At 71.8% G+C, this 24,558-nt stretch carries 18 protein-coding genes; 5 read left to right on the top strand and 13 right to left on the bottom strand.

Annotation, left to right across the window (positions count from 1 at the left end; all coding sequences use genetic code 11):
- Nucleotides 1-174: 174 nt before the first annotated feature.
- The 3 genes from AB0P35_RS37265 to AB0P35_RS37255 all read left to right on the top strand — a co-directional run bounded on the left by AB0P35_RS37265 (nucleotide 175) and on the right by AB0P35_RS37255 (nucleotide 4,530).
- On the top strand, nucleotides 175-1,425 hold the full coding sequence (locus tag AB0P35_RS37265) for an IS701 family transposase (RefSeq protein ID WP_363519979.1): 1,251 nt from the start codon (nucleotides 175-177) through the stop codon (nucleotides 1,423-1,425).
- Between the two features lie 307 nt (nucleotides 1,426-1,732).
- Nucleotides 1,733-2,446 (top strand): SDR family oxidoreductase, encoded by a 714-nt coding sequence (locus AB0P35_RS37260; RefSeq protein WP_363519976.1) that lies wholly within the window; start codon nucleotides 1,733-1,735, stop codon nucleotides 2,444-2,446.
- Between the two features lie 329 nt (nucleotides 2,447-2,775).
- Nucleotides 2,776-4,530 (top strand): VCBS repeat-containing protein, encoded by a 1,755-nt coding sequence (locus AB0P35_RS37255; protein WP_363519974.1) that lies wholly within the window; start codon nucleotides 2,776-2,778, stop codon nucleotides 4,528-4,530.
- Between the two features lie 810 nt (nucleotides 4,531-5,340).
- Here the strand turns inward: AB0P35_RS37255 and AB0P35_RS37250 are convergent.
- Together AB0P35_RS37250 and AB0P35_RS37245 are read right to left on the bottom strand one after the other, a co-directional pair.
- Entirely contained in the window at nucleotides 5,341-5,751 is a 411-nt protein-coding gene (locus tag AB0P35_RS37250) for an acetyltransferase (RefSeq protein ID WP_363519972.1), read from the bottom strand.
- Nucleotides 5,752-6,203: 452 nt separating this feature from the next.
- Entirely contained in the window at nucleotides 6,204-6,815 is a 612-nt protein-coding gene (locus tag AB0P35_RS37245) for a TetR/AcrR family transcriptional regulator (RefSeq protein WP_363519970.1), read from the bottom strand.
- A 160-nt stretch (nucleotides 6,816-6,975) separates the two neighbouring features.
- Here AB0P35_RS37245 and AB0P35_RS37240 point away from each other — a divergent pair, with 160 nt between their 5' ends.
- On the top strand, nucleotides 6,976-7,938 hold the full coding sequence (locus tag AB0P35_RS37240) for a chlorophyllase (RefSeq protein WP_363519967.1): 963 nt from the start codon (nucleotides 6,976-6,978) through the stop codon (nucleotides 7,936-7,938).
- 328 nt (nucleotides 7,939-8,266) lie between these two features.
- Here AB0P35_RS37240 and AB0P35_RS37235 read toward each other — a convergent pair whose 3' ends face one another.
- The 11 genes from AB0P35_RS37235 to AB0P35_RS37185 form a co-directional block, all read right to left on the bottom strand.
- Nucleotides 8,267-9,763: an IPT/TIG domain-containing protein gene (locus AB0P35_RS37235; protein WP_363519965.1), complete on the bottom strand. Its 1,497-nt coding sequence runs from the start codon at nucleotides 9,761-9,763 to the stop codon at nucleotides 8,267-8,269.
- A 218-nt stretch (nucleotides 9,764-9,981) separates the two neighbouring features.
- A complete protein-coding gene (locus AB0P35_RS37230) occupies nucleotides 9,982-13,806 on the bottom strand; it encodes a hypothetical protein (RefSeq protein WP_363519963.1) in 3,825 nt (1,274 codons plus the stop codon).
- A 596-nt stretch (nucleotides 13,807-14,402) separates the two neighbouring features.
- Nucleotides 14,403-14,768, bottom strand: coding sequence for a hypothetical protein (locus tag AB0P35_RS37225; RefSeq protein ID WP_363519961.1), 366 nt, complete (start codon nucleotides 14,766-14,768; stop codon nucleotides 14,403-14,405).
- A 710-nt stretch (nucleotides 14,769-15,478) separates the two neighbouring features.
- Complete coding sequence (locus AB0P35_RS37220; RefSeq protein WP_363519959.1) at nucleotides 15,479-16,174, bottom strand: alpha/beta hydrolase; 696 nt, start codon at nucleotides 16,172-16,174, stop codon at nucleotides 15,479-15,481.
- 234 nt (nucleotides 16,175-16,408) lie between these two features.
- Nucleotides 16,409-17,500 (bottom strand): SDR family oxidoreductase, encoded by a 1,092-nt coding sequence (locus tag AB0P35_RS37215; RefSeq protein WP_363519956.1) that lies wholly within the window; start codon nucleotides 17,498-17,500, stop codon nucleotides 16,409-16,411.
- A 76-nt stretch (nucleotides 17,501-17,576) separates the two neighbouring features.
- Nucleotides 17,577-18,158 (bottom strand): TetR/AcrR family transcriptional regulator, encoded by a 582-nt coding sequence (locus AB0P35_RS37210; protein WP_363519952.1) that lies wholly within the window; start codon nucleotides 18,156-18,158, stop codon nucleotides 17,577-17,579.
- 806 nt (nucleotides 18,159-18,964) lie between these two features.
- Nucleotides 18,965-19,327: a hypothetical protein gene (locus AB0P35_RS37205; protein ID WP_363519949.1), complete on the bottom strand. Its 363-nt coding sequence runs from the start codon at nucleotides 19,325-19,327 to the stop codon at nucleotides 18,965-18,967.
- Between the two features lie 1,303 nt (nucleotides 19,328-20,630).
- Nucleotides 20,631-22,259 carry a SulP family inorganic anion transporter gene (locus tag AB0P35_RS37200; protein ID WP_363519946.1) on the bottom strand — a complete coding sequence of 543 codons (1,629 nt, stop codon included), beginning with the start codon at nucleotides 22,257-22,259 and terminating at the stop codon, nucleotides 20,631-20,633.
- A gap of 80 nt (nucleotides 22,260-22,339) precedes the next feature.
- Nucleotides 22,340-22,687: a metalloregulator ArsR/SmtB family transcription factor gene (locus AB0P35_RS37195; protein ID WP_363519943.1), complete on the bottom strand. Its 348-nt coding sequence runs from the start codon at nucleotides 22,685-22,687 to the stop codon at nucleotides 22,340-22,342.
- Nucleotides 22,687-22,878, bottom strand: a complete 192-nt coding sequence (locus AB0P35_RS37190) for a hypothetical protein (protein ID WP_363519940.1) — start codon at nucleotides 22,876-22,878, stop codon at nucleotides 22,687-22,689. The genes AB0P35_RS37195 and AB0P35_RS37190 overlap by 1 nt, the downstream gene beginning before the upstream one ends.
- A gap of 331 nt (nucleotides 22,879-23,209) precedes the next feature.
- Nucleotides 23,210-23,578, bottom strand: coding sequence for a metalloregulator ArsR/SmtB family transcription factor (locus tag AB0P35_RS37185; protein ID WP_363519937.1), 369 nt, complete (start codon nucleotides 23,576-23,578; stop codon nucleotides 23,210-23,212).
- A 300-nt stretch (nucleotides 23,579-23,878) separates the two neighbouring features.
- Here AB0P35_RS37185 and AB0P35_RS37180 point away from each other — a divergent pair, with 300 nt between their 5' ends.
- Nucleotides 23,879-24,229, top strand: a complete 351-nt coding sequence (locus AB0P35_RS37180) for a zinc ribbon domain-containing protein YjdM (RefSeq protein WP_095878415.1) — start codon at nucleotides 23,879-23,881, stop codon at nucleotides 24,227-24,229.
- Nucleotides 24,230-24,558 lie beyond the last annotated feature (329 nt).

Raw genomic sequence — 24,558 nt, 5'->3', positions numbered from 1 at the left:
CTCAAATCCCTCGCCGACTATCTCACCAAGATCAACCCGACAGGCCCGGCATCAGAGCAAAACTCACCCTCGTGATTTGCGGCGCAAGACACTAGTAGGGCTTGGTCAGGTTGATCTTGGTTGGGCGTGTCTATTGGCGGGTTGTGGCGTTGAGAGTGTGTGACACCTGGGGAGATGGTGGAGGTCCGGGAGGGCCTGGAGGCGTTCGCGGCGGAGATGTTCGAGGCATTCACCCGTAGCGATCAGCGCCGTTGGGGGCAGGTCTATGTGCGTGGACTGTTGTTGGACGGCGGGCGCAAGTCGGTGGAACCGATGGCGGCCCGACTCGGCGAGGACGGCAACCGGCAGGCGCTCGCGCACTTCGTGACCTCCAGCCCGTGGGACCCGGCGCATGTCCGCGCCCGGCTGGCGTGGCGGATGCAGACCGAGCTGAAGCCGACGGCGCTGATCGTCGACGACACCGGATTCCTCAAGGACGGCGACGCCTCCGCGTGCGTGTCGAGGCAGTACACCGGCACCGCCGGCAAGGTCACCAACTGCCAGGTCGGCGTCTCGCTGCACCTGGCCACCGACCACGCCTCCGCCGCGGTCGACTGGCGGCTGTTCCTCCCCAAGTCCTGGGATCCGGCGTCCGAGAAGGCCGAGCCCGAGAAGGTCGCCCGCCGTGTGCGCTGCCAGATCCCCGCGGACCTGGGACACGTGGAGAAGTGGCAACTCGCCCTGGACATGGTCGACGAGACCCGCTCCTGGGGCGTGCACGTCCCACTCGTCGTCGCGGACGCCGGCTGCGGCGACGCGACCGCCTTCCGCCTCGGCCTGGCCGAACGCGGGCTGAACTACGTCGTGGGGATCTCCACCACGCTCACCGCCCAGCCGGGCTCCGCCCGGCCCGTCACCCCGCCCTACCACGGGAGGGGCCGGCCGCCGGTCGCCCGCTATCCCGATCCGGCGAAGAGCGTGAAGGCCCTGGCGGTGGAGACGGGGCGGCAGGCGGCCAGGCCGGTGTCCTGGCGCGAGGGATCCCGCCCGGGCAGGGGCCGCACCGGGTTCAAGCGCATGTACTCACGCTTCGTCGCGCTGCGGATCCGCCCGGCCGGCCGCGAGATCCGCGACGCCACCGACGGCGTCGAGCTGCCCGAGTGCTGGCTGCTGGCCGAGTGGCCCGCCCGGGAGGCCGAGCCGGTGCAGTTCTGGCTCTCCGACCTGCCCGCCGACACCCCACTGACCACCCTGGTCCGTCTGGCCAAGCTCCGCTGGCGCATCGAACACGACTACCGCGAGATGAAGCAGGCCCTGGGACTGGCTCACTTCGAGGGCCGCACCTACACCGGCTGGCACCACCACGTCACCCTCGTCGCCCTCGCTCACGCCTTCTGCACCCTACGGAGGCTGGCCCGGGCCCCAAAAGGAACGGCAGCGGCCTGAGCCTCTACCAGGTCGTCCGCGAGCTGCAGTTGGTCCTCGCCACTTGGGCCGGCCACTGCCCGACCTGCCACCGCAACATACCCACACCCAAACGAACCTGACCAAGCCCTACTAGGGCGTCGACCTTGCGTGGGATGCCCTGCCTTTCACCTGGGAGGAAGCCGGTTCCGGCAGATGGCCGGTGAGCGGTTGCCCGCCCGGCACCCGCCTGCCTACCTTCGATTCATCGACCGGCGGCCAGAGCAGGGGTCGAGAGATCCCACCCGCCGCCGAGCCGAGTGCCCGGCTACACTCCGGAAGGTTTGAAATGAGCATTCAGGGACGGAAGGTCGCCGTCATCACTGGCGCCTCGCAGGGCATCGGCGCCGGCCTCGTCGCGGCCTACGCCAAGCTCGACTACGCCGTCGTCGCCACCTCGCGGTCGATCGCCCCGACCGAAGACGACGGTATCCTGACCGTACCCGGCGACATCGCCGACCCGGCCACCGCCGAGCGCGTCATCTCCGCCGGCATCGAACGGTTCGGCCGGATCGACACCCTCGTCAACAACGCAGGCATCTTCATCCCCAAGCCCTTCACCGACTACACGGCCGAGGACTACGCGGCCATGACCGGCGTGAACCTGTACGGGTTCTTCCGGATCACCCAACTGGCCGTCGGCCAGATGCTCGGTCAGGGCGGCGGCCACATCGTCAACCTCACCACCAGCCTGGTCGACAACGCCGACACCAGGGTCCCTTCCGTGCTCCTCTCACTCACCAAGGGCGGTCTGCAGTCCGCGACCAAGTCCCTCGCCATCGAGTACGCCACCCGCGGCATCCGGGTGAACGCCGTCTCCCCCGGCACCACCCGCACCCCGATGCACGCCGGGGAGCCCGAGGACTTCCTGGCCGGCCTGCAGCCCACCGGCCGGCTCGGCGAGGTCAGCGACATCGTCGACGCGGTCGTCTACCTGGAGAACGCGCCGTTCGTGACCGGCGCGATCCTCCACGTCGACGGCGGCATGAGCGCTGGCCACTGAACCCGGCCACCCGACAGCGCACCGTCAGGAGCAGCGGCACGGCCCGGCCGAATGTCTGGTAGCCCAGCGTCTCGCGGAAGTCGGTCATGGTGTCCAGTCTCCCCCGGACGGTGGGCCCGGCCTTCCGGCCGGCGAGTGTGTTCGCCGCCTGTCGGGCTCCACGGCGCATCGTCGGAGAGGCGGAGGGGGAGCAGTCCCACAAGGAATCCACAGGATCGATCCGTACGGTGCGGGAAGGAAGTGGGGACCGTTCACGCGCCGACGCGTGTCCCGGTCGCGGGGCACGAGGCGCCCGGGTGGGTCCACACGTTCGATCCCGAGGGGGGATCTTGACCGCACTGTTCGGCGGACGCCTGAGGGTCCTGGCCGCCGGGGGCGTCCTTGCCCTGGCTGCCGGCGCTCTCGCCACCGCCCCGAGCACGGCCGCCCCGCAGCATCGCGCGCCCGACTCCGTCGTCGCGCAGCCCGTCTCCGACTCCGCACCGGTGTCGGACGCCGACACCGCGCCGCCGGGCGCGGGCGAGTACCCGACCGTCGTCCTGCCCGCTCTGTCCGGTCCGTCCGAGCAGGTCACTGCCGCCGCCAAGCCGCGGCACGACGTCGACGGCGACGGCCGCAGTGACATGATCGTCATGCAGTACGACCAGTCCACGGCCGTCTACCTGTCGTCGATCCAGGCCTGGAGCGACTACACGATCTCCAAGACCGACCAGGACGCGTCGTTCAAGGACCTGCTGCCGGTGGGCGATGTGGGCGGCACGACCAAGCCGGAACTGCTCTCCCTCTCCTTCGACGGCGTCCTCACGCTCTACGAGGCCGGCGTGAACGCCACGTCTGCGCCCCTGTGGTCGGGCGGCGGCTGGCAGAAGTACAACCGCCTCATCGCCACCGGGGACGTCACCGGAGACCGCCATCCCGACCTGCTGGCCCGCGACTTCGCCGGTGACCTGTGGCTCTACACGGGGACAGGCACGGTCACCAAGCCCTTCAACGCGCGGGTCAAGGTCGGCTCCGGCTGGGGGATCTACGACCAGATCGTCGGCGCCAGTGACGTCGACGGCGACGGCCTCGGTGATGTTCTCACCCGCACCCTGACCGGGGAGCTGTGGTTCCACAAGGGCGCCGGCAGCGCCACCGCCCCGCTCAAGGCCCGGGTCAAGGTCGGCACCGGCTGGAACGCGTACAACGTGATCAGCGGCACGGACGACGGCGACGGCGACGGCCTGAGCGACCTGCTCGCCCGCGACGGCGACGGCGTGGAGTACTGGTTCAAGTCGATCGGTGGCGGCCGCTTCGCCGCACCGGCGTACTTCGGCAGTGGCTACGAACGCAACAAGTTCATCGTCGGTGCCGGCACCACGCAGCTCTACGGCAAGGCCCAGAACCTCATGACCCAGACCGACGGCACCCTGGCCAAGTACTACGCCCTGGCCAACGGCACCTACCGGACGCCGCCGACCGGGGTCGGCAAGGAGCCGCGCGGCTCCCGCAACACGTACGCCACCGGACTCAACAGCCACAACCACGCCAGCTACGTGCAGAACATCGGCAGCGACCTGTACATCCGCGGCAAGAAGGTCAACTCGACCTGGAACTACAACCTGATGGTCGGCCCCGGCGACCTCACCGGCGACGGCAAGGGCGACCTGCTCAGCCGCGACTCGGCCGGAGTCCTGTGGCTGCACCCCGGCGACGGGGCGGTGGACACCAAGCTCGGCACGCCGATCAAGGTCAGCAGTGGCTGGAACGCCTACAACGCGCTCGTCGGCGCGGGCGACTACTCCGGCGACGGACGGCCCGACCTGCTCGCCCGGGACACCTCCGGCCGGCTGTTCCTCTTCAAGGGCACGGGGACGTCCACCGCGCCGTTCGCCGCCCGGGAACAGATCGCCACCGGCTGGGACCTCTACGACACGCTGATCGCGCCGGGTGACATCGACGGGGACAGCAAGGGCGACGTGCTCGCCCGCACCAAGAACGGCGACATGTACCGGTACTCCTCGACGGGCAACGCCGGCACCGCGACCTTCGCCGCCCGGGTGAAGTTCGGCGCCGGCTGGAACATCTACACGAACATGCTCTGATCCCGTTCTTCGGACCCCAGCGGCGGGCCCCAGCCGCGACCAAGGAGCCGTACACGGTCACCCACCTGGGCGTCCGTGTACGGCTCACCGACGCGGCCCTCGGCCCGATCCGCCGCCCCGACCGGAGAGCGCATCGGATCACGACGAGGGCCGCGTCGATCAGCGTGATGTATCCGGACGCCCAGGGAGGCGTTCGCGCAGACGTCACGCTCGCAGACGGCGCTTTCCTTCGAATCTCAGGAGCCTCCGCCGCCGGTCGAGCCACCGTGACCGCCCATCGACGGGTACTGCACCCGGCGTCGGACGACCATGTCGCACAGGGTCTGCCAGGAGCCGTACCGTTCCGGCACATCGCGCCAGGCCGAACCAGCATCACCCGGTCATCACTGCGTGGCCGGCCCGCGGTTGCAGAACTGGGCAGGAACCGCAAGAGCACGGCCCACTCGGCATCCGAAAGCTCATGACGGCGTATCACGCCCGACATGATCTCTCATCGCTTGATCATCTTTGAAGACGGACCTAGCACGCGGAAGTTCACGGGCAGCGCGACGGGACCGTCCCCGCTGGAGCGCACCACCCTGCCGGCAGGGCTTCTGATGCCCCGCCACACCACCACCACGAGGTGAGCTCATGACCACCGGCAGTGGGGCTCGGGAAGCTGCGATGAGCCCCAAAGCAACTGGTGTCATCGCTGTCATCGCAACCTCAGGGTTTTACTGGACCGTTCTGCGAGGCTCTGACCTGCACAGGCGATCTACTTCGCCGCTGCTGGTAGCTTCCCGAGCCCCGGGCCTCAGGGGCCGTCACCGATCAGCCGCAGTGCTCCCAGCCGGACGCCCAGCTGATGCCCTCCGCGGAGCCGCCCCACGAGATGCACGTGTTCGCGGCGCTGAGCTTGACCGGGCCGGCGTAGTACTTGTAATAGCCCCCGTCGGGGGCCTCCTGAAGGTCGCTCTTCCGCTCGATGTGTACCCGCAGGTCGTACGTCCTGGTCCCGTTCGGGCTCCGCACCCAGGTGACGGCACAGTTGCTCGACCCGTTGTAGAACAGGTAGATGTCGGCCACCGTGCCGAGGGCGTGGTGGTCGATCTGGTAGTAGCCGCTGCCGCAGGCCCCGCTCGGCGTCGTGGCCGCTTCGGCCGGAGCGGCCACGGACACCAGTCCCGCGGCCATGCCCAGAACGCTGAGCGCGAGGGCCGCCGTCCGCTGTGACGTGCGCATGAATCTCCAATTCGCATATCTCTGCCCGGATCTGACGCAGGCACGATAGCAGCGACCAAGATCGTTTGGCTATGGGGTCCGGGGAAGGAGAACGCCCGATCCCGCCCTGCCCGCCCGGCACGGCTCGCCCGGATCGCCCCACACGCCCGCCGGGCGACCGTCCGCAGTCGCCACCCGGCGTGCGGTGGCGAGGTCGCCCTCCCCGAGCGAACTCGAACCTGCGGGTCGAATGATGACGAGGGCGTGACCGCCGATGCTCCGTTGTCGCGCCCTGTCGAGGAGAGGGGCCCGAGGGTGAATGACCGCCGCATCGATGACGAGACCTGCGAGCGCCAGCGGTTCTCCTCCAAGTAGCCCTGGAGATGGATCGTTCGCCAGGGGCCGGCTTTGCCGCGGGCGACCCGCCGCGCGAGGGGGCGCTGGTGATGATCCATGAGCGGCTACCGGAGTCGTCACGCGTCGTCGCCCCCAGGCGGGTGCTGTCGCCGCAGCCCCTGGAGGAGCAGTTCGATCAGCCGGCGGGGGTCATAGCGGGGGTCGGTGTCCCGTCCGATGCAGAGGTTGCCGATGCCGCGCATGAGTTCGTAGGGCTGAATGCCTGGCCTGATGTCGCCGGCGGCGGCCGCGGCGTCGAGCAGCTGGGCGCACACGGGCATCAGGCGGTCGAGGAAGTGGGTGTGCAGCGCGGCGAAGCGGTCGCTGTCGGACTGCAGGGCGTCCGCCAGCCCGTGCTTGGTGACCAGGAAGTCGACGAAGAGGTCGATCCACTGGCGCAGCGCGTCGAACGGGGAAGCCGCGTCGGCCAGGAGGTTCGGGCCGGCCTCGGCGCATGCCTCGATCTGGTGGCGGTAGACGGCGGTGACGAGGTCCGCCCGGGTTGGGAAGTGGCGGTAGAGCGTCCCCAGCCCTACGCCCGCCCGGGCCGCGATCTCCCGGATCGGCGCATCGATCCCCGAGGTCACGAACACCTCCGCGGCGGCATCGAGCAGCGTCTGCTGGTTGCGCACCGCGTCCGCACGCTTGCTGCGGGCGGACGCTCCTTTGGACTGGCCTGCAGTGGGCACCACGCACTCCTTCCAGTGGCCGTTGACGATACGGATCAGCGTTCCGTATCGTAAATGGAACAGCGATCCGCTTCCAGCGTAGCCGAAGGCGGGCGCTCCGCCATACCCGCCGCCGGCCGCATGTGACCGGAGGCAGGGGCTATCGAAAGGCACACTCGTCATGAGCAGTCCGAGCAATCCCGCTTACGCGACCGACACCCTCGGCTCGCCCACGCCCGTCCTCTCGGTCAGCCCGGTGGTGCTGCCGGCTCCCGGCCGCGCCGTGGACCTGCAGGTGCGCGTCTCCGCCCCGCTGACCGGCGGCGAGCTTCCGGTCATCCTCCTCTCGCACGGGCTCGGCTTCTCCAACAACCTCTCCTCCCTCAACGGCTACGCCCCTCTTGCGAACTTCTGGGCGGCACACGGTTTCGTCGTGATCCAGCCGACCCATCTGGACTCCAGGACGCTGAATCCCGACAGGCCCGGGGCTGTGGCGCACTGGCGCACCCGGGCCGAGGACATGAAGCGCATCCTCGACCAGCTCGATGTGATCGAGGCCGCAGTCCCGCAGCTCCTGGGGCGCATCGACCACGGCCGAGTCGCGGTGGCCGGGCACTCGATGGGCGGGCACACCGCGAGCCTGCTGTTGGGCGCACGCCTCGCCGATCCGCACGACGGAACCGAGGTCGACCTGGCCGAGCCCCGGATCAAGGCAGGTGTGCTGCTTGCCGCGCCCGGCCGGGGCGGTGATGCCCTCACCGAGTTCACCGTCGAGAACTACTCGTTCTTCCTGACCACGGACTTCTCCACGATGACGACCCCCGCGCTCGTGGTCGCCGGCGACAAGGACGACTCCTCCTTCCTGACGGTCGCCGGCCCGGACTGGCACGCCGATCCGTACGCCCTCTCTCCGGGCCCCAAGTCGCTGCTCACCCTGTTCGACGCGGAGCACGGGCTCGGCGGGGTCTCCGGATACGACGTCTCCGAGACCACGGACGAGAACCCCGCGCGGGTCGCCGCGGTCGCGCGGCTCACCGGGGCCTACCTGCGCAGCGAGCTCTACTCCGAGGACTCCGCCTGGCGGACCGCGCGTGACGCGCTGGCCTCCGGCCCCGACCCGCTCGGACGGATCGAATCCAAGTAGGCGGTCTCAAGCGTGCGTGCCGTCCTCGTCATCGTCATGCAGCCCGGCCATGTCCGGGTTGCGTAGCGGTCGCAGGCGGCCGTCGGCCAGGGTGGAGGGCTGCAGCGGTTGCGGCGCATGAGCGGGGAGCGCCGGGCGACATCCTGGGCCCGGATCTCGTGGCCTTCGGCGCGGAGCCGGCCAACGACAGCGTCGATGTACCGCGTGGGGAAATGCCACGCGGCCCGGGAGCACCCGTGTCCGAGGGGTGCCCCCGGGCCGCGCGCAGGCCGCGCGGGATGCGGCCGAGGCAGCAGGGGCCCACGTGCTCGGCCGGCCGGCCGCGGCGTCAGCTGGGGTAGGTGAACTCGTCGACGGGGACGGCGGGGGACAGGTAGCCGTTCATCAGCACCCTGATGTCGACGGTCTTGCTGAAGGGCGTACCGGACGACGGCGCCGTCGCGGTGATCCGGGTCGGCGAGACGAGGGTGGACGTCGCGAGGTTCTTCCCGAAGTACACGGTGGGATTGCCGGCGAAGCCGACGCCCGTGATGGTGACCGTCGTCCCGGTCTTCCCGTTGTCCGGAGAGATGCCGGTGACCAGGACGGGCTGCGGGCCGCCGTAGGCGAACTGGCCGGTCGGGACGGCCGGGGAGGTGCCCAGGCTCCCGGTGACCCTGACGTCGACGACGCCGACCCCCTCGGGTGCGGTCGCGATCATCTGGGTGTCGCTGACGACCTTGCTCACGCACGGGACCGGGCCGAAGTCGACGACGCTGTCCGAGCCGAAACCGCGTCCGGTGATGGTGATCTGCGTGCCCGCGGTGCCGACGTTGGGGCTGACGGTCTGCACCACCGGCCCGGTGGGCAGCTGCGGTGCCTGCAGCAGGCCCAGGTAGGTGGAGTTGGCGTGCTGATAGGCGACCTGGGCCAGGAAGTCCTCGGTCGAGCTCTTGACCACGGTGGGGTCGAACGTGTCGTAGTTGGGGTTCAGGGGTGGCATGGCGTTGTTCGGCTGGACGTAGACGTTGGGCCCGGTGAGGGCCTCGATCTCAGGAATGAGGAGGTCTTTGACGTCGGCGGGCGCGGCCGGCCCATGGGTGGCGGGGTACCACTTCTTGGCGGCGTCCAGGTCGGCCCAGGCCCGTGGCACGATGTCGTAGTTGTTGACGTACCCCTGGTTCACGTTCCACTGCACGGAGTTGAAGCGGTCGGCGAAGTCCTTCAGTCCCGCGGTGGGGGCGGCGAAGGTGATCACCCCGAACTGCGGCGCGAGGCTGCCCCAGTTCTGGGCCTGCAGGTACAGCGCGAGCACGCTGGCGATGCAGCCGCCCAGGCTGTGGCCGATCACGGTGACCGTCGCCCGCGGGGGCGCGTCCGTCAGGAGGAGGGTGAGCGCCCGCGCGAGGTTGGAGCCCGCCCCAGGGGACCCGTCGGTCATGCCGGCGACCTGCGTGAACGCCGTCATGGCGCCCTTCGAGATGGAGACCGGCGACGATCCGCCCACGGTGAAGGGGGCGACCGTGCCGACGTCGAGGTCCTCGAGGGTGTCGATCGAGTTGGCGGCCGTCCCGCGGACGACGACGGCGAACGCGTTCGAGCCGGAGGTGTCCTTCGCGATGTACGCCATGTTCGCGTTGTCCGGGCTCAGCGCGAGCCAGGCCAGCTGCCACGTGCCCTTCGTCGCCAGGCCTGGGTCGGACAGTTGCTGCTTGATGCCGGCGGCGATGCGCAGCTTCTGCGCCGTCACGTCCTCCCCGGAGGGGCGCGGGGTCGCCCCGGTCGCCGCGAGCGCGGCCAGGGTCATGGCCACCGCGGCCGTAGGCGCGGTCGAATCTACCGTCATGATCACTCCTCTGGCGCTCACATGAGCACCCGACAAGCCCAATGGGTCGCATTCAACCTATTTTCGGAAGTGCTCGGCCTAGGGCATTCGGACCCCTCGGGGGGCGGGTTTCAGGCCATTGGGCTACTGCTGCAACGGTGCTCAGCGGTCACCTAGCCTGCGGTCTCCCGCAGACACGCCAGATGGACGCCTCCGCAGCCCGGCCCCGAGCGGCTCGGTCACGGTCTGCGCACATAGGCGACCGTGAAGGTGGAGTTGCCCGGCTGGCCGGCGGGCGTGTCGCAGTACACGTCGATTGCAACGAGCGGCGGGACACGGTAGTCGCCGATGTTGCCGAGATGGCAGTAGCTGCCGCTCCCGCTGGTCGAGCCGACCTGGACGTTGCCGCCGTACGATCCGCCGCTGTTCCAGGTGAGCCGGTACCAGCCGGTCCCGAGGCGGGCCACGGTGGGCTGCTCCCCGTGGCTGCTGTACGAGTGGGTGGCATCGACCACCGGGTTCGCCGGATCGCCCGACGTGGCCGCATAGGCGGCGGGCACCTGGGGGTCCCCGTGCAGGCCGACGTGGTCCGCGTACGAGAGCAGCCATGGCGTGTCGGCCGGCTGGGGAGTGGCGGCGGTGCTGATGCTCCAACAGGCGACGGTGATCTGCAGGCCGTTCCCGGTCGGAGTGGTCTGCTGCGGGTTGCAGCGCGCCGGGCTGCCCGTACCGTACGGCGTCACCTGTACATGGCCGGTCGCGCGGGCGAATGACGCTCCGTCGATCACCACCCGGTAGCGGCCGGTGCCGTCGTGGTGGACGTGCACCGCCCGCCCCTCCGAGTTGGACGTGCCGTTGTTGCTGACCGGGCTCAGGCTGCTGCTGCCGCCCTGCGCGTCGTAGCGCACCGTGGCGTACGCCTGGCCGCCCCGGCCGGACGAGGCGAAGAAGACGGTGTGCCACCAGTTCACAGGGGCACCGGTCTTGTCGAAGCACCGTACCCTGATCAGTTCGTCCGGCCCCGACGGGCGATAGTCGGCGACCCCGCACGTCCGGCCCTGGTAGTCCGTTCGGTACGGGGTGGCGTGAGCGATGCCGCCGGGGGCGGCGATGCCCGGTAGCCGTACCCAGTAGTCGCCGGTGGCGGTCCGGGTGACGGTGGCCCGGCGGCCGGTAGGGGCGTCGGTGGTCCACTGCCAGTTGACCGCCAGCTCGGTCTCGGTACCGATCGGGGTCTCGGCGGCGCTCGCCGCGCTGACGTAGGCGAATCCCCAGCGTGGGCGGCCCACGGCGGGTGCGCCGGGCGGGTTGTCCTGGTCCGACCCGGTGCCGCCCCCGGCAGTCCCGCCGCCCGGGGCCGCGGGGTCGGAGTTCGGCGAGCCGACGGTACCGCCCGGGCTTCCCCCGGGGCCCTGGGGTGTGACCGCCGACGGGTCGGGGGAGCCCGGTGCGGGCGTGGCGGAGGGGTCGGTCGTGGGCACGGGCGACGGGTCGGCTGTGGGGCCGGCCGCAGGTGAGGCGGGGCCGCCGCCGGACGGCGTGGCCGATGGTCGGGCGGCCGGCGGCGACCCGGGGTGCGGCGTATCGCCGGCGAAAGTCGCGGCACCGAGCACGATCAGCGCTACCAAGGCCGCCACGGCGCGTGCGGCCGGACCGGCCCGGGCGGCGGTGGCCGTGGCTGCCGCGGCCAGCTGCTGTGCGGCTGCCGGCGCGGCGCTCACCAAGCGGATGGGGAGCTGCCACCACGGCCCGCCGCCCACGACCGCGGACGGTGGCGGCGACACCTCCTGGGCGGCTCGCACGGCTTGCGCGGCCTGCGCCGCGGGTACCGCCTGTGCCGCCGGGACGGTCTGCGCAGTCGGACGGGCGTCGCCCGGGTCACCGACCGCCGGGTGCAAGTCACGGTCCCGCTCGGCGTACAGGGCGAGCAGGATCAGGGGAGGCACCACCGCGAGTTCGGCACGCGTGCACAGGTGCAGCGCGAAGTGCTGCTTGGAAGGGGCCTTCCCCGCGCCGTCGGGCAGGGCGGACGCCGGGGCGAGGACAGCCAGCTTTCGGCGGAGCACATCGGCCTCGTCGAGCAGTTGCTCGGCCTCGCCCTGCAGCGCCTGCTCCGTGCGGTGCAGGCGGAGGTTGCCGAGCAGGGTCAGCAGCACCGGGCCGTGCACCCGTACGTCCCGCTCGGCCAGCCGGCGCTGAAGCTCGACGGCTGCGGCCATGGCGGAGGCTGCTCGGTCGGCACTGTCGTCGCCCGCACCCGCGTGCCGGCCCGCCATGGCAGTGATCGCACCGTGGTTGCCCAGCGCCTTGGCCAGGTCCGGGCCGCACAGATCCGGCTCGGCCCCGGCCGACGTGCGCCAGGCCGCCACCGCCTCCGCTGCGGAGGCCTGCGCCTGCGCCCACCGGTCCCGCCCTGACTCGCGGGAGTCGTGGGCGAGCAGCACGGCGAGGTTGGTGAGTGCCAGGGCGAGGCCGGACTCATGCTGAGCATGGCCGGAAGCGTGTTCGTCGTGGGCGGGCCCGGGCCGGGTGCGGGCCGGCTCGACCGCGTTGCGTGCCGCCTCGGCCAGGCGCCGCCACACGGCCACCGCCTCCTCGGTCGCGGCGAGTGCCTCCGTCCACCGCTCCAGCTGGCCGAGTTGGTCGCCGAGATTGGTGAGCGACATCGCGAGGTCGCCGCCATGGCGCTCGGGGTCCTCCTCGGCCAGGCGGCGGCGGATCTCCACCGCCGCCCTGGTCTCCGTCAGGGCTTCGTCCCACAGCCCCAGCTGTGCGAGGCGGTGGCCGAGGTTGTTGAGGGCGGCTGCGAACCCGGGTTCGTGTTCGGCGGGGTCGGCGGCTGCGAGCCTGCGGCGGATCTCGACGGCAGCCCGGGCGGGAGCGAGCGCCTCGGCGTGGCGTGCGGCATTGGAGAGCCGCCAGCTCAGTCGCGCATGCACCCGCGCCAGTTCGGCCGGACGATCGACGGCGTCCTCCAGCCGCTTGTCGGCGAGCCGGACGGCCAGGGCCGCGGCCCCGGCGTCGAGATCGGGGTGTCGGACGTCCGGCAACTGGGCGTCGATCTTCTCCAGCAACTCGGCTGACAGGTCGGCGAGTTCGGCCAGGCCGGCCAGAGCGGCACCACCGGCGTGGCGGATGAGCGCCGGGTACTCGTCCAGCAGCGGCGACAGCAGCTCGGTGGTGAGGTGCGGCCAGCGGCGGGCAGCCTCGACCAGTGTCGTCAGGGTGCTGCGATTCCAGGGAGCCGGCACGGTGCCCTCGGTCAGCAGGAGCCGGGGGGCGTGCTTGGCCCAGCTACTGCTGAGCGGCCGGGGCTGCGGGGCGGCGTTCCGCTGCGGGACGGCGAGGCCGAGGAGGTCCTCGCGAAGGCGCCCCGGACGCAGCGGTTCGAGAACGGTGCCGGCACGGACCGCCGGGTAGAAGAGCTCGTGGCGGTCGAGGAGCGCCGTGGCCTGCACCCGGGTGTCCGCCAGGCCGGCCCGGCGCAGGGCATCCCAGCCGTCCGTGAGTTCAACGGGCCCGGTGAGGGCCGCAGTGACCACGAGGCGGGTCATCGTCCGCGCATCGGCCGCGATCGGCCCGTGAGCGCCGTGGGACTGCCCGTCCCAGTGGGAGAGCTCGCGTTCCAGCAGGTGGGCGGAGGCGGCTGCCGGGTCGGCAGGCACGTCCTTCCTGCCGAGGGCGGCGTCGACGGCGGCCAGAGCGGCGAGGTGGATGGTCAGGATCTGGGCGTAGTCCTCGTCGATCTCCAGCGCGGCCGGCGGGCCTATGCGCTCGGCCCGCTCCGCCGGCAGGCCCAGCTTCTCGGCGAAGGTGTCCCGCGCCTGGCGGAACAGCTCCGCACGCCCCGCCGGCGCACCGGCCGGTGGCAGCAGCGGGACGGCGTCGGAGGACATCGCCAGCTCGGTCCTGATCCACTGTGCGAGAGCGGGCCACCAGACATCGGCCGACCTGGCCAGCAGCAGGACGCGGACCGGGGCGCCGCCGCGCAGCAGAGGTGCCCGGAGCAGCGTGCGGAGGGCATCACCCGGCCAGCGGTCCGCGTGGTCCACCACAAGCAGCACGCCATGGCCGACGGTTGCGTCGTCGGCCGGACCTGCGCCGCCCGACCGGTCGGCCGTCGCCGCCCACACGCTCCACCCGCGACCGCGCGTCGATTCGGCGAAGTGTGCGGCCAACCGGGACTTCCCGCAGCCGCTCGGACCGTACAGCAGACGTATCGCAGGGCCGGCCGCCGGCGGGGCGTCCCGCCACCGCGCCAGCTCGCCGACCTCCCGATCCCGCCCGGTGAACCCCACCACCGCATGCCGGGACCAGAGCAGCTGCGAGGGCCGGCCGCTCAGCTCCGCCGCCGGAAGGGGAACGATGCCCGGGAACTCCGCAATCCGGTAGGGGAGTTGCTCTTGGTGTGCGATGGTCTGATGTTCGATCACAGTGACGGTCGAGTAAGGGCCGATCGCGTTGTTCATCACGTTCTCGCCGGCCGCGACGGCCCCCTGCCCGCGCGCTGCCACCCGCACCCTGGTACCGCCCGGCGCACCGGCCTCCCCGGCCGCAGCCACCAGCACATCCGGCCCCGCGCCCGATGCTGCCCCCGGCCCTCCGCTGTCGGACCCGGCGACCCCGGGACCGGCCGGGCGCCGCCACCGGGGCCACGGTCTCACCAGACCTCGGCGTCGTCGCCGACGGCGTTGCGGCCCATGGCGCCGCCTGCCGCGAGCCCGCCGTCCACGGCCTCCACCTGTCGCCCCTCGGCGGGACCGACCACAGGCGCCGACGGGCCGGCCGGGGAGCCGGGGGCCGAGCCGGGTGCCGAACCCACCTTGCTGCGTGCCCCGAAAGCGTTCCGAGTGATGTCGCCGCCCGCCGCAACGCTGTGGGGCCCGGTTGCCTGCACACGGATCCCGACCTCCGCTGCGCCGGATGCCGGGAGGAGTTGCCACACCGAGAGCGTCAAGCCGGCCAGTGCGACAACCGCCCCGACGACGCTCGCCGCCATGTTCGCCGCTTCCAGGTCCACCCACACGGCCACACCCACCAAGGCCGCCGCGACAGGTGCGCACACCGCCGCGACCGCCCGCCACACCCATACCCGTCCGTACCCCGCAGCCACAACCGCCCCCAACCCTGGCCGCTGTCCTCAACTCACAACTCAAGCCTGCCATCGCCAACTTGACGATGCATCACGGACAGGAATCCAGCAGATGGGATTGTTTCGACAGCGCAGGCGCCGCGCGCCTGAACCGACGACGCCTACAGTGCCAACCCGAATCCACGGCCACCGGGACATGTGCGCCTGCAGGGACGGGTGGCAGGTGGCGGACAATCGCGGTGGTCGACGAGACGCGGGTGAACCGGCGCTGGACCACGACGCTGGTGAGGGACTGTGACCGAACGGTCGGTGGGACACCCACCACCTCGGTGCTGAACTTCGCCCAGGGGCGGACCAGCGCCAACGAGGTCGTCGTTCCGGTCGACGCCAAGGGGCACGCCTACCTGTACAACGCGTTCGGCAGCGTCCACCTCGTCGCCGACCTGCAGGGCTACGCCCCGTCAAGCCCGAGATCGCCGGGTCTGCGGGGCGGTGGCCGACGTGCAGGTGCACCGTGCTCACAGGCCCCTGGACGGGGCCGCCAGAAAGTCGCTGCTGTGGCCAGGACTGTATTGACGAGCAGCAGAAGGCGGCTCCAACAGCGTGTCCGACGACCACGTAGGCGCATTCGGTCGCGGCTGCCGTCACAGGCTCAGCAGCAGCTCGCGGACGGCTGCGGGCTGGGACAGGAACGGGTGGTGGCCGGCGTCGAGTTCGACGGTGCTGCCGGCCCGGCGGGCGAACTCGCGCTGCAGCGGCGGCGGGGTGCCCCGGTCCTGAGCGCAGACGAGGTACGTCGAGGGCACCTGCTGCCATGCGGCCGCCCCGACAGGCTGCCCGGTCACCTGCACGCTCTGCCGGGCGAGGTGGTCCCCAGCCTGTGCCTGGACGTCGGGGTCGCAGTCCTGCAGGAACGTGTCCGCGAGCAGCTCGGGGCGGACCCCGAACGTGCCGGAGTCGGGGTCGACGTCGAGGAACGGGGCGGGGCTGCCGTCGCCGAAATCGGACAGGCTCTGCCCGATCTCGGGCAGGTAGCTGGAGACCAGCAGCAGGTGGTGCACCGACCCGATTCCCGCTGCAGCTTGCGCGGTGACGATGCCGCCATAACTGTGGGCGACCACGACGGTCGGCTCGTCGCCGGCCTGCAGCACCCGTCGCACCGCAGCGACATCCTCGGGCAGCCCCGGACCGCCGGCGCCGCCCGGCAGGCCCGCCTCGCCGCAGCTCGGCAGCGCCGGGGCCATGCTCGGCACCCCCCGCTCCTGCAGCAGGTCGGCGGTGCGGTGCCACCACCACGACCCGTCCCGCACGCATGCCCCGTGCACGAACACGACTCGCATCGCCACCTCCGGTCGGCCGCTCTCGGGAAGAACAGACCTGCCATCAGAGGGTCCCACCGGCGCCGCCCTCGTGGGCGGCCACGCGCCATGGACCGGTGAGCCGCAGTTCCTCGCTGAGCTGATCGGCGAGGCTTCGACCTTCTCCGCTGCCGTCCCTGCGGCTTAGGGCCGTCCGCCCGGGCGGGCCGCGGGTGCGCCAGGGTCACACGCGGGAGATCACGCGTACGCGTCAGCTCACGGGCGCGCGGTGGGTGCGGGCGGCACGGCGGCGTCGGGGAACCGGTCGGCCACCAGGCGGGCGGCCCAGTCCTGGATGAGCCTTCGGACCGGCGGGTGGGTCAGCCCGGCGGCGCTCGCCAGTGCGTCCGCCGAGGCGGTGTCGTAGGTGTCCTCCGAGAGGAAGGACAGCGTCTCCGGGTCGACGCCGGTCAGCGCGCGCGGCAGCCGGTGGACCAGGCCGACGGGCAGCACGAGCCGGGGCGGGCGCAGGCCGAGGCGTGCGGCGGCCAGGGCGACGAGTTCGGGCAGCGGCGGCGTGGCCGGGTCGAGCACGGTGTGCAGGTGCAGCGGCTGCCGGTCGTGGCGCGGCACTTCGGCGAGAAAGGCGGCGAGGTGGTCGACGGCGACCACCGGCACGACGGTGCGCCGGGTGCCCGCGAGGGCGGGCAGGCGTCGCGTCCAGAGCTGTTCGACGAGGGTGGCCAGGCCGAGGTACTGCCCGGCTTCGCCGGTGCGGGAGTGCCCGATCACGGCGCCGGGGTTGACCACCGTCAGCGGCACGCCCAGCCGGGGTGCGAGGGTGCGCACGGCGATGTCGCCCTCCGTCTTGGACGCCTCGTAGGCGCCCAGTTCGCGGTAGAGGCGGTCGGCGTCGGCGGCGGGCAAGGGGTGGCACTGTCCGGCGCCGCGGCCGACGCGGTAGCCGGAGAGGTGGACCAGTCGCCGCAGCTCCGGGCGGCCGGCGGCCCAGCGCAGCAGGTGGATCGCGCCGTCCACGTTGGCCGCGCGGGCTTCGTCGCGGGTGAGGCCGAAGGCGTAGCGAGCCGCCAGGTTGACGACGTCGCGGACGCCGTCCAGGCGGTGTTCGTCGGCCGTCGGGAGGGCGAGGCCGGGTCGGGTGATGTCGGCGGCGATCGTGGTGAGCCGCTCGGCGAGCGCGTCCGGTGCGGCGCCGCGGGCGGCCAGCCAGGTGCGCAGCTCGCCGTCGCGGGCGGCGCCTCCGCGCAGGCCGATGGCGACGTGCTCGCCGCGGCCGAGCAGGTCGAGGACGTACCAGCGGCCGATGAAGCCGGTGGCGCCGAGGACGAGGGTGCGGGGACTGGACATGGAGATCCTTTCAGTGGACCGGTCTACATATTCCTGGGGCATTGCCGTGGGGCGGCATGGACCCGCGAGGCCCGGATCAGGCGGGGTCGGCGCGGAGCAGCAGCTCGGCGGCCCGGGCGGCCCGGGCGAGTGGGGTGCGGCTGTGCGCGACGCGGGACAGCAGCAGCGCGCCCTCCACCAGGGCGAGGACGGCGCCCGCCGTGGCCTCGGCGCCGGCGGGGTCGTGGCCGTGGCGGACCAGCAGGCCGGCCAGCTCCTGCTGCCAGGACTCGTAGGTGTCGGCGCACACCCGGCGCAGCCGCTCGTGGCCCGCCGCGGTCTCGAGGGCGACGGTCGCCACCGGGCACCCCTTGGCGTAGCCGGACTCCTCCATCCGGTCGCCGAGCGCCTCCAGCAGTCGACGGACCACATCGACGGGGGGCGCGCCGGACTCGGCGGCACCCGCGATGAGCGCGCCGATGTCCTGTCCGGCCTCGGTCAGCGCGAGCGCGACCATCTCGTCCTTCCCCGCGGGGAAGTGGAAGTACATCGAACCGCGGGGCGCGCCGCTGGCGGCCAGGACGTCGTTGAGCCCGGTGCCGTAGTAGCCGCGCGCCTCGACGAGCTCCCTGGTCGCCTGCACCAGTCGCGTCCGCGTCTCCTCGCCCTTGGCTCCCATGCAGCCAAAGTAGACCGGTCGTCATATTCCTGTCCAGTCACCCGGCCGTCCGCGGGGGCGCCGTCGTCGACGGTCGCCGGAAGGGGCGGTCCAATCCCGGGAATGCCGCGCTCCCAACGCTGTTGACACATGTGGGCAGGAGCGGCAGAGTCCGGCAGCCGAGGAGTCGGCGCGGGTGGCGCGGGCGGCGCGTGAGCGGGGGAGCGGGTGCGGGAGGCGGTCGGCATGGTCCTGTTCGTTGCAGGCCTGGCGGGCCTGCTGGTGGGCAGGCACGGATCGCCTCTCGGGTCCCTGGGGTGGGCGTACTGGAACCGCCGCCAGCGGATCATCTGCTCGATCTCCGTGGGCGTAGCCTTCACCGGACTGATCCTCATCGGGTAGCCGTGCCCGACACCGGGCTCGACGGAGGCCGAAACTCAGCAGCGTCGAGCGTCCGTACTCTGGTGGGCCGCCCTCCGTTCCTGTCGGACGAGCCGGCCGCGAAACAGGCACTCCGGCCATCCGCAGCCATGGCCTGGTCCTGCCACGGAGGCTCTCCACGGACTACCACGGGCCTGCGGAGCCGTCCTCGGCCTTCCCCGGTCGCCATCCTCGACCAGGCCACAACGGCCGCCGCATGCACCCAGTAGTCCTCCGACGCGGGCAACTCCTCCAGGCACCCGGCCAGCAGCGCCGGCAGCGGCGAGATGATCGCCTCCGGCGCCGCCAGGACCGGAACCGGCGGCGGCACCGGCACGTCCACCGCCCCGCCCTGGCCGCTCCACCTAGTCGCCGAGTTCCACTGGTTCCCGGGGCGGCCGAGGGGGTTAGACCTCGAGGTCTGCCTCGATGCGGCGCGCGTGGTGGCGGGCCATGGCGAGGTTGGAGCGGTTGCGGTCGAGCATCAGGTAGAGGAACAGCCCCGGGTGGCGGGTGAGCGGCCGGATCAGGTGGTACTGCCCGGTCAGGCTGATCAGGATGTCCTCCAGCTTCTGATTGCCCTGGCCCACCAGCTCCAGGGCGCGCATCTCGGCGCGCAGGACGTCGGTGCCGGCGGCGGCCGCGACGGACAGGGTCTCGGTCGGGCCGGCGGTGCCCAGCGCCATGCCGCTGGTGTAGTCCCCCAGGGCGGCCCCGAGAGCGCCGTCGATGATCATTGCGTCCTTGAGCGAGGTCTCGATCCCGGCCACGTTCTCCTCCAGCCGTTCGCGGCGCAGGGACGTGTCCCGGCGCTCTGATGTCCACTTCTGTCGGGCGATCCTAGGAAAGCGAACGGCGGGGCTCGCCGATATGACCGCAAGCGATCGGCTTCTGCCGGAAGCGGGCCACCTCGACCGCAATGCATGACATGTTGAGTTGATGAATTCTTCATGTTGTTAGATCCTGAAGCTGGTGGCGCCGGGCATCGACGATCCCCAACGCCGACGCGGATGCCCTTGGGGAACGCAAGGAAGTAATCCAGAAGCATTGCCGACGGTCCGCTGCCCGCGGTCGACCTCGAGAGCGCACGGTCCTGCCGGACTGCGACGGGTGGGGAACCGTGCCCACACCCGACCACTGGGCCTACGTCCCGTGCCGGGCATGCCAAACGGGACAGCGCGACACACCCGCGAGACACGCCACCCGCCTTGCACCGCCACCCGGTGTCGAGAACGCGCCGGGAGGCAGGGCGAGGTCTGCGGTGAGCGACGCACCGAAACCGTGGGGACCGAGCAGTAGACCCCTTGGACGGCCGGGCGCCTTCTGAGGCCTTCTCCCGGGTGGCTCCCGCATACCTGGACGCTTGTTGGCCGTGCACAGCGGCTGCGCAGTCGGCCTCACAAACTCCGTGGGAGAAGGCGACCGCGCCGGTGCCGTCCGGGAAGGGCCGCCCACGGCGGCAGAGTATCGGCGGTCGGCAGCGGGCGCAGTTGTTGGTCGGCGCGCAGTTGGGGACGGCCGGTCGGGTACGGCCCGGACGGACGGTGGGCTCCATCCGGTGGCCAGCCAGGATCCGGCGATTCGCCAGTGGAATCTCGTCGTGGTGAGGTTCTTCCTGCTCTCCTCCGGTCCGGGACGACTCCCCAGGTACCGTCGAAGAGTGCGGCCACCTCGCGTATGACTGCGAGCCCGGCGCTGCGGCCGTCCGAGCCGGTGGACGCACGGGCAGGCCCGGCCCGTGGTCGTGGACGGCTACCCCAGGGCAGTGGCGTCTGCCGTGAACGTGATGGTGAAGTGCCTGCTGCCGGCGTGGCGGACGGTGTTGGCGACCAGCTCGGTGGTGATCAGCAGCAGGGCGTCCATGGCGCAGGACTGCGGCGGGACGTCCCACGCCGTGAAACGGTGCGGGCGGTGGGGGAGGCGAGCAGGATCGCCCCTCGGACACTGGAGGGCGTCACCGTGTAGGTCCGGGCAGGTAGCTGCACTGGGTGCGGGACGACGGACCCGGGCCGGGAGTGTCGCCTGAACTGCCGCCACTGGTTGCTCACCGCTGCCACTGTCGCTCGGGAGGCATCAGTGCCTCCTGCCCGCGGCGTCCGCGAGGACGGCCGACAGGTGGGTTCGGGCGTAGGCGATGGCCTCAGGTGTCGCCTCGAACACGCGGTGCTCGGTGTGCAGGCGGTCGAGCACGCCGAGCGCGTCGAGGGTCTTGAGGTGGTCCTCGCGGACGCCGGAGACCAGGACGAGGATGCCCCGCCGCTCCAGTTTGCCGATGGCGTCGCCCAGGACGAGGGCCCCGGTCGCGTCGATCGCGGTGATCCGCGACAGGCGCAGCACGACCGCCTTCACGTCGCCGGTCTCGGCGAGTTCGAGGAGGAAACGGTGGGCGGCGGCGAAGAACAGCGGCCCGTCGATGCGGTAGGCGACGATGTGCTCGGCCAGCAGTGCCTGTTCCTCGGCGTGGTGGTCGGCGGGCGGCAGGCCTTCGTGCAGCGGTACCCGGGTGAGGGCGGCGGAGCGGGCGACCTGGCGCAGCGCCAGTGCGCCGGCGACCAGCAGGCCGACGATGACGGCGGTCACCAGGTCGAAGGCGAGGGTCGCGGCCGCAGTGAGCACCAGGATCGCGGCCTCGCCGCGTCCGGCGCGGGCCAGCGCCCGTAGGGAGGCGACCTCGACCATCCGCACTGCGGTGGCGATCAGCACGCCGGCCAGCGCCGCGAGGGGGATGCCCTCGACGAGCGGGGCGGCGGCGAACACCACGGCGGCGAGGACGGCCGCGTGGACGAGCGCGGCCAGCCGGGAGGCGGCGCCGGAGCGGACGTTGACGGCGGTGCGGGCGATCGCGCCGGTGGCGGCGACGCCGCCGAACAGCGGCACGGCCAGGTTCGCCAGGCCCTGGCCGAACAGCTCGCGGTCGCTGTCGTGCCGCTCCGAGACGCTCATCGCGTCCGCGGCGGTGGCGGACATCAGCGACTCCAGCGCGGCGAGGGCCGCCACCGCGATCGCGGCCGTCGCCAGCTTCGGCACGTCGGCGACGTGGAAGAACCCGAGCGAGGGGGCGGGCAGTCCGGAAGGCAGATGCCCGATCGTCGCCACGTCCAGGCTCACGCCCGAGGCAATGAGCGTGGCGGCGACCACGGCGAGCAGCGAGAACGGGACGCCCGGCCGCAGTCGACCTCCGACCAGCAGCACCACGGCCACGCCGGCGGCGAGCGCGGGTGCCGCGAAGTGCGGGTCGGCGACGAAGTCGGCGAGGGCGTCCCAGGCGGCGGCGACGACGTTCTCCGCCCCCGACGGCTTCACCCCGAGTGCCGCGGGCACCTGCTGGAGACCGATGACGGCGGCGATGCCGAGGGTGAAGCCCTCCACCACCGGCGCTGGGACGAACGCCATGAATCGCCCGGCGCCGCCGAGCGCCGTCGCCACCAGCAGCAGGCCGGCGAGCAGGCCCACCGTCAGCACCCCGTCGGTGCCGTAGCGGTGGACGATCGGCACCAGGACCACGGTCATCGCGCCGGTCGGCCCGCTGACCTGCAGGTTGGAGCCGCCGAACAGGGCCGCGAGCGCACCGGCGACCACTGCGGTCGCCAGACCCGCCTGGGCGCCCGCGCCGGAGGCCACACCGAACCCGAGGGCGAGCGGCAGGGCGACGATCGCCACCGTCACCCCGGCCAGCAGGTCCCTGCGCGGTGAGCGCCGCATCGTCGCCCACACTGCGTGATCGGGTAGCACCGCCCGCACCCGCACCCCGAAACGGCGTGCGGCCACCGCCACCGTGCCGCTCATGCGTCCGCCGCCCGCCGCCCGGGTCCGCCGAGCTCGGCGAGTAGCTCCGACTGGTCCGTGATCATCCTGGAGAGGATCCGCCGCGCCGCCTGCAGCAGCTCCGCCACGTCCGGCGTGCTCAGCGCGTACACCACGGTGTTGCCCTCCCGCGTGGCCGACACCAGCTGGGTGCGGCGCAGCACTGCCAGCTGCTGCGACAGGCTCGAGGGCTCGATCCCGATCTCCGTCAGCAACTCGCGCACCGGCCGCGGCCCGTCCTGCAGCAGCTCCAGCACCCGGATGCGCACCGGATGACCCAGCGTGCGGAAGAACTCCGCCTTCGCCTGATACAGCGGAATCGTCATTAGTCCTGCTCCTCCTCGTCCGCCGCACGGTCCAGCGCAACGCCGTGGTGGGCCGCGATCCGCAGCAACTGCGTGATCCGCCCCGCGTACGCCTGCGCCCGGTCCTGATCGCCGACTTCACGTGCCTGCGCCCGCAACCGGCGGGCCTCGGCCAGTTGCTCGCGAAGTTCCGCGTCGAACACGCCGCTCATCGCCGCCGTCCCTCCACCGCAGGCCGTGGCACCGCACGCACGGCCTCTCAGTACAAGGATGCAGCATGTATGAATATGAAGAATTCTTCAAATGGCTACTATCGCAATCCTTGTCCCGGTGGCCGGAGTCCGAGGATCGTGTGACCTCGAGCGGGCGGCCCGGGTGTGCGAGGGAGTCTGCTGGAGGCGGGCCTGCCGGCGTCTCCCGCCGACCGGGCTCGGGACCGCCCGGGCATCACTGCCTGCCTCGGCCTGTCGCTCGCCATGGAGGGCAGTCGCGACTGGCGACACCTTCCGTGCGGCCGGACCGGCAGTGGTGCAGGTGGCCGTGTCAGTCGGTGGGGCCGGGGCTGAGCTCGCCGAGGAGTTCGGCGCGGTCGGTGATGACGTCGGTGAGGATGGAGCGGGCGACGGCGAGGAGTTGGGCGACCTCGGGGCTGGTGATCCGGTAGATCACGGCGGCGCCGTCCCGTCGGGAGGTGACGACGCCCGTGCGGCGCAGGACTGCGAGCTGCTGGGAGAGGTTGGAGGCTTCGACGCCGACGTCGGTGAGGAGTTCGGCGACGGCGTGCTCGCGCTGGCTGAGGAGTTCGAGGACGCGGATGCGCACGGGGTGGCCGAGGGTTTTGAAGAACTCGGCCTTGATCTGGTACAGCGGAACGGCGGTGACGGAGGGTTGCCGCGAAGTATCGGCAGGCATGGGGTCACCGTCCGTGTCGGGGGCCAGGGGTATGGGGATTCGACTCTAGCAATGCAGGTGGGGCCACGACCGGTGCCGAACTGCGCCCGGCAGGTGTCGGCCGGGGCGGCGGTCGTATCCGGAACCGTGTCGCCCCGGGCGGTCCGAGCGGCTGGGACTTGCAAAGATTCGCAACTGATAAACTCATTATCTCGGCGGCTCCCCGGTGGAGCCGCTGGAGCGGGCTCGCAGTGCCAAGGGGGTGCAGCGGGCCCGCACCCTTTCCCCGAGATATTGCGACAGACAGGGAAGACCGGGTCCATGAGCGAGAACCTGCCCCCGTGCCCGAAGTGTTCGAGCGAGTACACCTACGCGATGGACGCACTGGTGGTGTGCCCCGAGTGCGGACACGAGTGGGCTCCCGCCGACAGTGGCACCCAGGCCCCCGGTGGCCGGCTGGTCAAGGACGCGGTCGGCAACGTGCTGAGCGACGGCGACACCGTGACCGTCGTCAAGGCGCTCAAGGTCAAGGGCAGCGCCTCGGGCATCAAGGCCGGCACCAAGGTCCGCAACATCCGCCTGGTCGACGGAGTGGACGGCCACGACATCGACTGCCGGATCGAAGGCTTCGGCGCCATGCAGCTCAAGTCGAGCGTCGTCAAGAAGGCCTGACCCCCCTGTCCTGCGCGCGCGGCACCGCCGCCGGGCCTTGCTTCATCGGCCCGCAGACCCAGGACCGCAGACAGATGGGCCGCACCCGCATCGGGCTCGCGCCGGCTGCGGAACTCCGGCACCGCTTCGTGCTTGCGGGTCACCGAGGACAGCTGCTGCGCCGGCGCAGCGCGAAGGTCTTCTCGTCGGCGTGCCGGCCGCTGCAGGGGCTGTTGTGCACCGGGAGTGTCGCAGGGGTGCCTCGGTTTCCCGGCCCCAAAGGGCCCCGTAACACAGCGTGAGGGCGGGTGTGGGGGAAAAGGGGGGCGGGGGGTGAATTGGGCGCCAGG

The sequence above is a fragment of the Kitasatospora sp. NPDC085879 genome (assembly GCF_040686255.1).
Lineage (GTDB): Bacteria > Actinomycetota > Actinomycetes > Streptomycetales > Streptomycetaceae > Kitasatospora.
Note: the sequence above shows the minus strand (reverse complement) of the source record. Positions and strands in the feature narration are given on the sequence as shown.